This is a genomic window from Aquabacterium sp. G14 (genome assembly GCF_037482285.1).
Taxonomy (GTDB): Bacteria; Pseudomonadota; Gammaproteobacteria; order Burkholderiales; family Burkholderiaceae_C; genus Aquabacterium.
Genome location: NZ_JBBEYB010000029.1, coordinates 1 through 11,909, shown reverse-complemented (window position 1 = coordinate 11,909; position 11,909 = coordinate 1). Strand labels below are relative to the sequence as shown.

The window sequence follows — 11,909 nt, the reverse complement described above, 5'->3', positions numbered from 1 at the left end:
GCTAGGGCGTGTTAACACTAATGGCGACGGCGACGATTGCGCCAGAAAATCTCCGACATGGAGATCACGCCCGAACAATTCGCTACCATCGAACACTGCCTGCCCAGGCAGCGTGGCAACGTCAGCCTGAGCAATCTGCAGGTGGTCAATGCGATCCTTTATGTGGCCGAACATGGTTGCAAGTGGCGCGGACTGCCCAAACGCTTCGGCAACTGGCACACGATTTACACGCGCATGAATCGCTGGACCAAAGCTGGCGTCCTGGATCGCATGTTCGAGGAGTTGCAGCGTGCGCAAGTCGTGCGTATCAGGATCGAAGCCGTCTCGCTGGACTCCACAAGCATCAAGGTCCATCCCGACGGCACGGGGGCACTAAAAAAAACGGCCCACAAGCCATCGGAAAGTCCCGAGGCGGATGGAACACCAAGATTCATATGGTTGCCGCGGATGCTCGAACGGCCGTAACGTTTTGCCTCTCGCCTGGGCAGGCACACGACGCACCCGAAGGCCGGCGCCTGCTCAGCAGTCTTGGGCCCGCCAGCAGGCCGGTGCATTTGTTGATGGACCGCGCCTACGAAGGCAACGAGACACGGCAGCTGGCACTGGATCTGGGTTTCATTCCGGTGGTGCCACCAATGAAGACGCGGAACGAACCGTGGGACTACGACCGCGAGATGTACAAGCGCCGCAATGAGGTGGAGCGGTTGTTCCGTCGACTCAAAGGCTATCGCCGTATCTTCTCGCGGTTCGAGAAACTCGACCTCATGTTCCTGGGCTTCATCAGCTTCGTGCTCGTCGCTGATGGACTTCGGATGTGTTAACAGGCCCTAGCCCACTCTGTATGAGACATTGCCATGTCACAGGCCTGTCTTCACCATCCTCACCGCATCAAACGGACACACGATCACACACTGCACACACACCGTGCAGCCGCTCTCATCGTGCAGCACCGCGCGCTTGCGGCCCCAGCCGTTGGGGCCATCGGTCTCCAGCCACAGCACCTTGGGTTCGCACGCGGCCACGCAGCGGCCGCAGCCGGTGCAGCGATCGGGGTCGATCTCAGGCAGGGCCTTGGGACGCGCCATCGGGGGCCGGGTACTTGCGCGCATTGATCACCATCTTGCGCTGCGCCGCGTCAATCAGGTCCACATCCAGCGCCGTGCTCAGCTGCACTAGGTACAGCAGCACATCGGCCATTTCCTGGGCCACAGCTTCCTTGGTGTCAGGCGGCAGGTCGCGGCTTTGCGCTTCGGTCAGCCACTGGAAGGGCTCCAGCAGTTCGGCCGCCTCCACCACCAGGGCCGAGGCCAGGTTCTTGGGCGCATGAAACTGGCCCCAGTCCCGCTCTGCCGCAAAGCGTTGCAGGGCCTGGGCCAGTTGCGCAAGGCTGTCGCTCATGTCTGCCTCAGCCCAGCAGCTTGGCCAGGCCCCAGATGGCGCACGCGGCCGACACGGCGGCGGTCACGGTGCGCAGGCCGCGGTGGGTGGACAGCAGGCCCAGCGCGCTGCTGGCCAAAATGATGCCGAAAAGGTAAGTGAACTTCATGGGCCGCATCTTAGTGGACGGCCACGCCCACCCGGCCTGCCTCACACCCCACCGTAGTCGATGAAACCCTTGTTGATGCTGGCCAGCTTGCGCTGCAGGCGGTACACGCCCCCGCCTTCACGCCCTTGCGAGGCATCGGTGTTGCCTTCGATGGTGTGGATGTAACCCCCTTCGATGCGTTCCACAAAGCCGGTGTGACCCAGCCCGCCGCCAAAGTCCATGATGAAGACGGCTCCGGGCAGCACCCGCCCAGGGTCGGCCACGGCGTCGCGGGCCAGCAGGCGCCGGGCGCCTCGGCTGGGCGCGTTCTGCCAGTGGGCCAGGCAGCCCGCCGTCTTGAACATGGGGTTGGCACGGCCGGCTTGCTGCGCGGCCTCGTCAAAGCACCAGTAGGTGAAGGCGCAGCACCAGGCCAGGCCGGGCCTCACCCCGGCGCGGCGCAGGTAGGCATCCACCTCGGGACCGCGGTTGCTGTTGCGCGGTTGTTCGCGCACGCCGGCATCGGCCTGGGCACCGGCCACGGCCAGCACGCTGGCCAGGAAGGGGTCGGCCGCATCCTGGTGCTGGGGCACGCCCTCGGCGCCAAACAGGGCCGCCCAGGTCAGCGAGCCCACTTCGCCGTCGATCTTCAGCGGCTGGCCCTGGTCGTCCAGGTGCCGCGCCTGGAACAGCTGCACGGCCTGCTTCATGTTCGGCCCGAAGCGGGGGTTGTCGGGGTCCAGCGCCAGCGCCTCGCCACCGCGCAGCACCAGCGCCTTGTTCAGTGCGGTTTTCAGGGCCTTGACGATGCGGGCGTCGGCTTCGCCCATCTTGATGACGCGACCGGGGTACTTCATGGTGGCTCCTTGCAGAACAGGAAGGTTGGGGGTGCGCCCGCTCAGTCCGCCAGGCGCTCGATGCGCACCTTGGGCTGTTTGACCGGGTCCACGATGTAGCCCAGGGCCTGGCCGATGATGTCGATGGCGTTGTCAAAGCAGCCGTGCGAGGCCGCCTCGGTGCCGGCCCCGTTGGCCACGCGGCGCTCACGCAGGATCTGCAGGTTGGTGGCGCCTACGCCCAGGCCATCCCAGAACTTCTGCCACTGGGCCACGTCCTTGAGGTGGTCGCGTGCCCACATGTCGTCGCCCGCCGCCGGGGCCACCGAGGCCGCCTCAAAGCACTTGGCCATGCCCAGCAGCGGCATCTTGTGCGCGTCTTCAAACGAGCGGCTCACCAGGTAGAGCAGGGATTTGCGGTAGGGGCCCACCGCATCGTCGCGCTCGTTCTGGTCCGACAAGACATGGATGTGGAAATCCTTGGCGGTCAGCACGCCTTGCTTGACGGCGGGCACGTAGTGGTCAAGCGCAAAGCGCGTGGTGCAGGCCGGCGCGAACAGCCGCGTGCTGGCGGCTTTCAGGCCCACCTTGCCCAGCTGCTTGAGCATGGACCCGAGCACGATGCTGCCGGCCGAGTGGCCCATCAGGTGGATCTCCAGATTCGGCAGCTGCTGTTGCAAGGCCTGCAGGTGCGTCACCATCAGGCGCACGCCGCCTTGGGCGTCTTCGCTGGCCCGCACGGCATTGAGCTTCATCTGGCCCCACATGGCGCCGCCGGGGGCGCGCAGCACGGGCTCCAGCATGCGGTCGGTGCCCTCGGTGATGCGGTCAAGCCAGCCTTTGGCCGGTGGCGCGCCCCGCACACCCAGGCCGAACTTGGCGGCCCATTCCTCGGCCAGGTCGGACACGGTTTCCAGCGGACCCGAGCGCCAGCTGATGAACAGCGGGTAGATGCCGTGGGCCAGGGCGTAGGGCGCCATGACGCGGATGCGGCTGATGGAGTCGCTTTCGCTGTTGAGGCCGCCGTGGGCGTAGATCAACAGCTTGATGCTGCCACGCTCTTTCAGCCAGGCCAGCGGGCGGCTGACGACGGCCGATGCCAGCGCGGTGAGGGCGTTCTCGGCCGTGATGTCGTTGCGCACCGGAAAGCCGCGGTCCAGCACGATGGTGTGGCGGTAGGCCTGGTCGGCGTCCAGCGGGCGGTGTTCGGGCTTCTGGATGTCGCGGTAGCGGCGGGTCAGGGCGTCATCGCCCGCAATCAGGCCGGCCGGGCGGTCCGGCGCGCCGGCAGACATGGCCGAGCCAAAGGGCACCAGAAAGCGTGGCGAGCGCGACACCGGCTGCTTGCCCGACACGGCCCGGTGCGAGGGCACCCCCAGCGTGAAGACCCAGGCGTCGGTGCCGTGCATCACCCAGTCTTCATAAGGCAGCAGGGCAAAGCCGTAAGACCCCCAGCCCTTGCCCCAGGAGTTCTGCACCACAAAGCCTTGCTCGTTGTAACCAACCAGCGCAAAGGCATGGCCGCCCGCTTCTTTGGGCTGGGCCACGGGCCGGATGCGCACCAGGTCGGCATGGCCGCGCAGCTGCTTGCGCGTGGGCACCGCCCAGCCTTCGTGCACGGTGGCCGAGACGTAGAGGGCGCCGTTCTGACGGATGGCCGCCTGCATGTCCACCACCGAGCGCATGTCCACGCGGTAGTACACGCCCAGGGTGCAGGCCAGCGCGTCCACGTCCCAGTTGCGGTCGGGGTCGTTGGGCTGGGCGGGGTCTTCCAGCGGCGGGGCGTGCACGCGGCGGCCTTTGGCATCGAGCACATAGGGCCACAGCGCCTCGCGGCACACGCCGTGGCGGTGCCAGCCTTTGAGCGCGCCGCGGCAGCTGGAGCCTTCGTAGTCTTCACCCGGCCATTCGTCGTACAGGCGGGCGAGCTGGTAGAGCATGGCCGGGCTCACGCGGCGCGCCTGGCTGGCGTCGCCCATCGCATCGCGCACAAACAGCAGGTAGTTGACGACCGCAGCCAGGCCGAAGCCGGTGCAGGCGCCTTCCGAGCCCTGGTCCAGCAGGTGCCCCCCGGCGGCGTAGGCGGGCAGCCACTGCTTCACCTCGGCGTCCGAAGGCCACTGGGCGGGCAGGTTGCCCAGCGGGGGAAGGTAGGGCCGATCGCGCAGGTCCAGGCGATCGGGGCGGGCGTCCAGCGACACCGTGCGCTGGCCGATGACAAGCTGTCGGGTGGGCATGTCCGGCCTCCTTGGGTGAGGAGTGGCGGCCCGGGGGCGCGCTTCTCACGTTGTGAGATTTCATCTTATCGAGCGGGGGCCGGGTGCCCATCACTAACCTTAGGGGGGAGGGCAGGTAATCCCTGATGCGCCCGACGCCCGTTCTCCACACCATCCAAATCTGAAATCAATTGATGTCAGTTAAGGAATTGCCGTGTCTGTCCATCCCTTCCCCACGCCCGAGCACACCGATGTGCTGATCATTGGCGCAGGCCTGTCCGGCATCGGTGCGGCCTACTACCTGCAGCGCGACCAGCCCGGCAAGTCCTTCGTCATCCTTGAATCGCGCAGCGCCTCGGGCGGCACCTGGGACCTGTTCCGCTACCCCGGCATCCGCTCCGACTCCGACCTGCACACCTTCGGCTACGAGTTCAAGCCCTGGGTGCACGACAAGGCGATCGCCGACGGCCCCGACATCCTGGCCTACCTGCGCGAGACGGCCGCTGAAAACGGCATCGACCGCCACATCCGCTACCACCGCAAGGTAGTCTCGGCCGCCTGGTCGAGCGCAGAGGCCCGTTGGACCGTGACCGTGCAGCACACCGACACCGGCGAGACGCACACCATCGTCTGCAAATGGCTGTTCTCGGCCGCAGGCTACTACCGCTACGACCAGGGCTTCACGCCGCGCTTCGAAGGCATCGACAAGTTCAAAGGCCAGGTGATCCACCCGCAGCACTGGCCCGAGAACCTCAACTACCGCGGCAAGCGCGTGGTGGTGATCGGCTCGGGCGCCACCGCTGTCACGCTGATCCCGTCGATGGCCAAGGACGCGCAGCACGTGACCATGCTGCAGCGCACGCCCACCTATGTGATGACGCTGCCCGCCAAGGACCCGATTGCCAACCTGGCGCGCAAGCTGATGCCCGCCGACAAGGCCTACGCCTTTGCGCGCCGCAAGAACATCGGGCTGCAACGCGGCATCTGGCGTTTCTGTCAGAAGTACCCCAAGGCGGCACGCCGCATCATCCGCTTCGTCAACAAGGCCTCACTGCCCAAGAACTACCCGGTCGACGTGCACTTCAACCCGCCCTACAACCCGTGGGAACAGCGTCTGTGCGCCGTGCCCGATGGCGACCTGTTCAAGAGCATCAAAGCCGGCAAGGCCTCGGTCGTGACCGACCACATCGACACCTTCACGCCGGGTGGCATCCGTCTGAAGTCGGGTCAGGAGTTGCCGGCCGACATCATCGTCACGGCCACCGGGCTGAACCTGCAGTTGTTTGGCGGCATCACGCTCACCGTCGATGGCGAAGCCGTGGACCTGTCCACGAAAGTGGCCTTCAAGGGCATGATGCTCAGCGACCTGCCCAACTTCGCCTTCATCGTGGGCTACACCAACTCGTCATGGACGCTGAAGGTGGGCCTGCTGTGCGAACACTTCTGCCGTCTGCTGGCCTACATGGACCAGCACGGCCACGCCGTGGTGCGCCCGCGCCTGCCCTCGCCCGACATGCCCACCCGCCCGCTGCTCGACTTTGGCGCCGGCTATGTGCAACGTGCGCTGGCCCACCTGCCGCGCCAAGGCACCAGCGGCCCCTGGGTGATGGCGATGGACCCGAACCACGACGCCCAGGTCTTGCGTCACGGCCCGGTCGAAGACCCCTGTTTGGTGTTTGACAAGGCCGCGCGTCCTGCCCATGCTGCGAAGGTGCACGCGGCCGTCGCCGTGAACGCCTGAAGTCGAGCCTTGGCCATGTCCACCTCTGCCGCTTACGCCCACCCTGACATCGTCCCGCGCGAGAAGCTGTCCTTTGGCTTCGACCGCGACATCCCGAAGTACTGGCTGGGCGGCGATGCGTTCAAGACGCGCTTTTGCGACGCCATGTCCACCATCTTCCCGGAAGGCGAGCGCTTTTTCATCTCCTGCGTGCGCGACTTCCGCGATCAGGTCACCGACCCGCAGCTACAGGAAGAGATCAAGCACTTCATGCGGCAGGAAGGCCAGCACGGCATCGTCCACAGCCAGTTCAACGAACACCTGACGAAGCAGGGCATCCGCGTGGCGCGTCTGGAAGGCGTCATGAAATGGTGGCTGTTCGACGTGCTGCGCAAGTACCTGCCCAAGAAGCACACGCTGGCGCTGACCGCCGCGTCCGAGCACCTCACCGCCATCATGGCAGAGGCCCTGTTCACACGCAAAACCGTGATGGGCGACGCTGACCCGCGCATGTTCGCCATGTACGCCTGGCACGCCATGGAGGAAATGGAGCACAAGGCCGTGGCCTTCGACGTGATGCAGAAGGTGGCCAAGGTCTGGTATCCGCGGCGCGTGCTGGCGCTGGTTGAAACCACGCTGGCCTTCAACTTCAACGTGCTGTCTTTCACCAATGCGATGCTGCGCCGTGATGGCTTCAGCCGCTGGCAACGCGTCAAGCTGTTTGCCAAGGGCCTGGGCTGGGTCTATGGCCCCGGTGGCATGTTCATGGGCTGCTGGCGCGCTTACTGGCGCTACTACAAGCCCGGTTTCCACCCCTGGCAGGATGCGCCGTCGCCGCTGTACCAGGTGTGGGTGGAGGCCTTCAACCGCTCGGGCGACCCGGTGGAAGCGGGTCGCGAGGTGTACGCCGCAGCGACCTGAGGCCCCGCCCCGGTCCTCAGCGCTCGGCCGGCGGCAGGGGCGCCAGGTAACCTGCCAGCAGGAACAAGCCGCCCATGCTCAGCAGGCTGAGGGCCGCCCCCAGCGGTGAAAACAGCGCTCCGCCCACCAGCGCCAGCAATTTCAGCGACGACAGCACACAGGCCACGGCGGACACCACCCAGGCCTGACGCCGCTGCCGGCGCGCACTCAGGAACAGGCACGCCACCCCAACCGCGGCCACCAGCACCGGCAACAGGATGCTGTGGCGTGCCAGGCTCCAGCCCATGCCCTGCTGCCATTGCGCCACCCAGACGTAGGCGAACACCACGGCCGTCAAAGCCGCCAGCACCCGGCGCACATCGTGCGCCAGCCCCTCACCCGCGCGCACCCACACGGCCAGCATCCACAAGGCCACCGGCCCGGCCAGCACCTGCGCCATCGGAGCCACCTCTCCGATCAAGGCCATGAGCATGGCGGCGGCCACCAGGCCCAGATGGGCACTCTCCGTGGCCGTGGGGCGCACCTCCACCTCAGCCGGGGTGCGCCACACCCGGTCCAACCAACCCGCGGCGCGACCTTGCGCGAGCAGCGCCAGCCCCAAGGTGCTCAAGGCCAGCGGCATCCCGGGTGCATCCAGCAGCTTCAAGGCCGCGATGGCCGGCAACTGCGACACCAGCAGCTCGACCGCCCCCACCATGCCACCTTGCCAGAGCGGTGGACACAGCGTTTCCCCCGCATGACGCAGCAGCCAGAGCGCCCCGCCCAGCACCGGCACGGACAGCGCCAGCCACTGCCAGACACCGAAAACCCCTGAGCTGTGCACCAGCACCGAGCCCCATTGCATCAAGGCACAGACCGCAAACAGTGCGGGTGCGGGCACCCAGGCCACCGGCCGACGCCACAGTGCCAGCGCCACCATGCCACTGAACAAGGCCAGTTGGGCGGCCACACGCAGCGCCGGTTCATGCACCACCAAAGACAGGCCCACACTTCCGGCAATCACCGCCACAAAGGCGAACAGCCAGCCATCAACATCCTCCAGCGAGCGTGCATAACGCAGGGACAAGGGCATGGCGACCAGCCACACCAGCGCCGCCGCCCAGGCCGAGTCCATGCCCATCGTCGCCACGCCGATGAGCACCAGCGCCCGCGCCAGCCATTGACGCACCAGCGAGCGGCGGTCAACCGACAGCGTCATGATCACGCCTTCGGCAAACAGGCCCAGGCCCATCACCGCCGAGCTCAGGTCTGCCTGGGCGATGGCCATGGCCACGCTCAAGGCGCACAGCACCCAGGCCGTCTCGCGCAACACTGCTGCACGAAACACCCGCAGCGCCAACCCGGACAGCACCACCGCCTGGGCCACCGCCGCGCCTTCGAACACCGTGCCGGTGGGCCACAACCAGTTCTGCATCGCCAGGTACACCACCGCCACCATGGCCAGGCAGGCCGCCAGCAAGCTGGTTTCGCGCTCGTCATCGGTGTGCGTGCGCGCCCAGGCCACGCACCACACGCCAAACTGGAACAGGTAGGCATGCAGCAAACCCTGTTGCATGCCCACCGACAAGGGTTCGGCCTGGGTGGCCCAACGCGCGGCATACGTCACCGCCGCCAGCCCAGCCGCACACAGGTGCGCGTGCACAGCGATCTCGATCCAGCGGCGGCGCCAGCTCAAGGCCAGCGCAAAGGCCGTCACCAGCAGGCCATAGAGCAGGTTGAACAACAGGCTCTGCTGCGCCTGGATGGCCAACACCGGCGCCGCATACGCGCCCAAGAAACCCACCCCGGCCAGCACTTTGGCGTCTTCACGCACCGCGCGCCACACCAGCGACGCGGACAAGGCTGCAAACAGGCCCAGGGTCGTCGTCTCCGAGAACAGGCCATAAGCGTGCCCGCCCACATAGGTCGCCAGATAGGCCACCGCCGCGGCGCCGCCCTGCAAAATCTGCCCCCACAAGGGGTTGCGCCGGCCGAAACGCCAGCCCGCATAGCCGATGCCGGCCGCCACCAACCAGGCCAGGCCAATGCGCATCCCCGGCGAGAGCAACTCGCGCCACGACAAGGCGCTGAGCAGGAAGGTGAAGCCCAGCAGCAGCAGGCCGATGCCCGCACTGGCAAACAGATTGCGCTTGATCAGCCCCATGAAAGACAGGCCCGCGGCCTCGCGGACTTCGGCCGAACGCACCGGCTCGGGTGTCGGCTGCGACAGGGAAGCCACCAGAGGTTCGGCCCCTGCGGTCGGCGCGGGCATGGACATGGGCACGGTGTCGCTGAACGCTGGCCGGGTGCTACGCGCCGACCTCAGTGAGGGATCCAGATCGACCTCGGCGTGCGCTTCGGGCGGCACGGGCGCCACGTCGGGCGCCTTGGTGCTCACGCCGGTCGGCACGGGTGGCTGCGAGGCCTTCTCGGCCAACGCCCGCAACTGGCGCTCCAGCTCAGTCAGGCGTTGATTCAGCGTAGAAAGCCGCGAGCCCAGGATCACCCAGGTCACCACCAGGGCCAAAAACAGAAACACACTCATGAAGAGACTCCGCCCGCGTGGCAGACAAGGTGCAGACCCAGGAGGACGCAGCCGATGCTGCAAACCGACACAAAATGTGTCATCGCCTGCGATTTTGCGCCCATTTTGCGCACCGAATGCCCCACATCAAGAGGGTGTCGTTTTCACTCCCGCACCTTGCCGCGCGCCGCCTTCACATCGGCCCGCACGGCCTTGCCCTGCAGACGACGCTGTTTCGATCCCCAGGTGGGTTTGGTGGGGCGCCGCACCGCCTGCACCTGCGAGGCCTCGGCCACCATGGCCTGCAAACGCCCCAGCGCCTCGGCCTTGTTCTGCTCCAGGCTGCGCGACGACTGCGCCTTGATCACGATCACGCCCTGCTTGTTCAGGCGCTGGTCGGGCAGGGCGAGCAAGCGCTCTTTCACCTCAAGCGGCAGCGACGAGGCGCGCACGTCAAAGCGCAACTGCACCGCGCACGACACCTTGTTGACGTTCTGCCCTCCCGGCCCCTGCGCGCGAATCGCCAGGTAGGCGACTTCGTGTTCCCACACATGGGAGTGGTTGGAAAGCAGGGACATGGTGGATGGGATGATAAATCCCCCACTTGCCTCCACCCCGCCGCGCAGCGATGATGATCCAACAGGTTTGGATCACCCAGGAGAACTTCCGTGACAACAGCCGCCGACATCCTCAAGAGCAAGCCGAATCAGGCGATTTTCGCCATCGGACCCCGTGCCTCCGTCTATGACGCCCTCCAGCTCGCCGCCGACAAGGGTGTGGGCGCCCTGCTGGTGATGGAAGACGAACGCGTGGTGGGCATCGTCACCGAGCGCGACTACGCCCGCAAGGTCGCGCTGATGTCCCGCTCGTCCAAGGACACGGCCGTCAGCGAGATCATGACCACCGCCGTCATGTACGTGCACCCCAGGCAAACCAACGCCGAGTGCATGGCGCTGATGACCGACAAGCGCGTCCGTCACCTGCCGGTGATGGACGAGGGCAAGCTGCTGGGCCTGATCTCCATTGGCGATCTGGTCAAGGACATCATCTCCGAGCAGGAGTTCATCATCCAGCAACTGCAGCACTACATCACGGGCGAGCGCGCCTGAGCCAGTATCCTCACGCCATTGCTTCTGAAGTCCTGATTAGAAACGTGCCTCAGCATGCGACCTGACCGTCTTTTCCTTGATGGGCTTTGCTCTCACGACGTCGACGATGAGACTTGCGACCAGACCACGCAGATCGAAGCGGCGGTTGAACCTGTAGGCGAAGCCAGCAAGGTAGTGCTCGGCGTACTTGCGGTAGTTCAGGGCATGGAAGGCTCCGGCCAACGTGGTCTTGAGATTGCCCAGCACGGTGTTGACCCACTTGAAGCTGGGCAGGTCGCGCGGCTTGAGGGAGCCGACCACCATCGGGAGGTGAAGGCAACCGGCATCGGCCACCGCACTGAAGCAGGCCAAACCATCGCTGTGCACGCTGGTGCCCGGTGCCAGATTGGACTTGGCCCACTTGCTGATCGCTTCAGAGGTGAACCCTCTGACCACATTGAGCTTGATGAACATCGGATGCCCGTGATCATTGACCGAGACAGCCGCGACAAAGGGGACCTTGTTCTCGGAGCCCCGACCGACTTTGCCGCCTGTGCGCTCGCCTCCGAGGTAAGCGTCATCGAGTTGCACCGTGCCGCTGAGTTGGTGGGTGGCGTCTTGCGAGGCCATGGCCCGGTTGATCTTCTGATGCAACAGCCAGGCAGTGGGATAGCTCACGCCAAGCTGACGCTTGAGCGCCAGGGCAGACAGGCCGGTTTTGGCCTGACTGATGAGGTAGATGGCCAAGAACCAGGTCGTCAGGGGCAGTTTGGTGTGTGCCATGAGACTGCCTGCGGTCAGGGAGGTCTGATGCCGACAGCCATTGCACTGGAAGAGCTTACGGACACCGTGGCCGACCACATAGTGATCACTGCTGGAGCAGCGCGGACAGCGAAATCCCTCAGGCCAGCGCGCGGCCTTGATCGCTTCGGCGCACTGTGCCTCGGTGCCAAAGCTACGAAGGAATTCCGGAATCGACATGCCGTGCTGGAACTGAATCTGGTTGAAGGCCATGGTGCTCACCCCACTGTAAGAAGACCACAGATTAGTGAGTCACAAGCTCATGGGGTGAGCCTCGCTGAGGCAGGTTTCTAATCAGG

At 65.8% G+C, this 11,909-nt stretch carries 12 protein-coding genes; 4 read left to right on the top strand and 8 right to left on the bottom strand.

All coding sequences use genetic code 11. The features are described 5' to 3' along the window. Positions 1-57 precede the first annotated feature (57 nt). Positions 58-821 (top strand): IS5 family transposase gene (locus tag WIT60_RS16615; RefSeq protein ID WP_339583436.1). Its coding sequence is split into 2 segments (ribosomal slippage): positions 58-373 and positions 373-821, totalling 765 coding nucleotides; the frame shifts between segments, so codons are not numbered across the junction. A gap of 36 nt (positions 822-857) precedes the next feature. Here the strand turns inward: WIT60_RS16615 and WIT60_RS16610 are convergent. From WIT60_RS16610 to WIT60_RS16590, 5 genes are read right to left on the bottom strand one after another with little or no spacing between them, the layout of a single operon-like run. Then, positions 858-1,085, bottom strand: coding sequence for an ATP-binding protein (locus tag WIT60_RS16610; protein ID WP_339584946.1), 228 nt, complete (start codon positions 1,083-1,085; stop codon positions 858-860). Beyond that, a complete protein-coding gene (locus WIT60_RS16605) occupies positions 1,060-1,398 on the bottom strand; it encodes a nucleotide pyrophosphohydrolase (protein ID WP_320365804.1) in 339 nt (112 codons plus the stop codon). The genes WIT60_RS16610 and WIT60_RS16605 overlap by 26 nt, the downstream gene beginning before the upstream one ends. 7 nt (positions 1,399-1,405) lie before the next feature. Further along, entirely contained in the window at positions 1,406-1,546 is a 141-nt protein-coding gene (locus tag WIT60_RS16600; RefSeq protein WP_339584945.1) for a hypothetical protein, read from the bottom strand. A 41-nt stretch (positions 1,547-1,587) separates the two neighbouring features. Next, a complete protein-coding gene (locus WIT60_RS16595) occupies positions 1,588-2,382 on the bottom strand; it encodes a CHAP domain-containing protein (protein ID WP_339584944.1) in 795 nt (264 codons plus the stop codon). 41 nt (positions 2,383-2,423) lie between these two features. Next, positions 2,424-4,598, bottom strand: coding sequence for a C1 family peptidase (locus tag WIT60_RS16590; RefSeq protein ID WP_339584943.1), 2,175 nt, complete (start codon positions 4,596-4,598; stop codon positions 2,424-2,426). Positions 4,599-4,791: 193 nt separating this feature from the next. On the opposite strand from WIT60_RS16590, the gene WIT60_RS16585 reads away from it, so the two are divergent. Beyond that, the gene (locus tag WIT60_RS16585; RefSeq protein WP_339584942.1) at positions 4,792-6,318 is read left to right on the top strand and encodes a flavin-containing monooxygenase; all 1,527 of its coding nucleotides are present in this window, start codon (positions 4,792-4,794) and stop codon (positions 6,316-6,318) included. A 15-nt stretch (positions 6,319-6,333) separates the two neighbouring features. Continuing rightward, positions 6,334-7,218: a metal-dependent hydrolase gene (locus WIT60_RS16580; RefSeq protein ID WP_339584941.1), complete on the top strand. Its 885-nt coding sequence runs from the start codon at positions 6,334-6,336 to the stop codon at positions 7,216-7,218. A 16-nt stretch (positions 7,219-7,234) separates the two neighbouring features. On the opposite strand, the gene WIT60_RS16575 is transcribed toward WIT60_RS16580, so the two are convergent. Both WIT60_RS16575 and arfB read right to left on the bottom strand, forming a co-directional pair. Continuing rightward, the gene (locus WIT60_RS16575; RefSeq protein WP_339584940.1) at positions 7,235-9,742 is read right to left on the bottom strand and encodes a DUF2339 domain-containing protein; all 2,508 of its coding nucleotides are present in this window, start codon (positions 9,740-9,742) and stop codon (positions 7,235-7,237) included. 143 nt (positions 9,743-9,885) lie between these two features. Continuing rightward, positions 9,886-10,299, bottom strand: coding sequence for an alternative ribosome rescue aminoacyl-tRNA hydrolase ArfB (gene arfB, locus WIT60_RS16570; protein WP_339584939.1), 414 nt, complete (start codon positions 10,297-10,299; stop codon positions 9,886-9,888). A gap of 90 nt (positions 10,300-10,389) precedes the next feature. On the opposite strand from arfB, the gene WIT60_RS16565 reads away from it, so the two are divergent. Next, entirely contained in the window at positions 10,390-10,830 is a 441-nt protein-coding gene (locus WIT60_RS16565; RefSeq protein WP_339584938.1) for a CBS domain-containing protein, read from the top strand. Positions 10,831-10,866: 36 nt separating this feature from the next. Here WIT60_RS16565 and WIT60_RS16560 read toward each other — a convergent pair whose 3' ends face one another. Beyond that, complete coding sequence (locus tag WIT60_RS16560) at positions 10,867-11,823, bottom strand: IS1595 family transposase (protein ID WP_103826989.1); 957 nt, start codon at positions 11,821-11,823, stop codon at positions 10,867-10,869. Positions 11,824-11,909 lie beyond the last annotated feature (86 nt).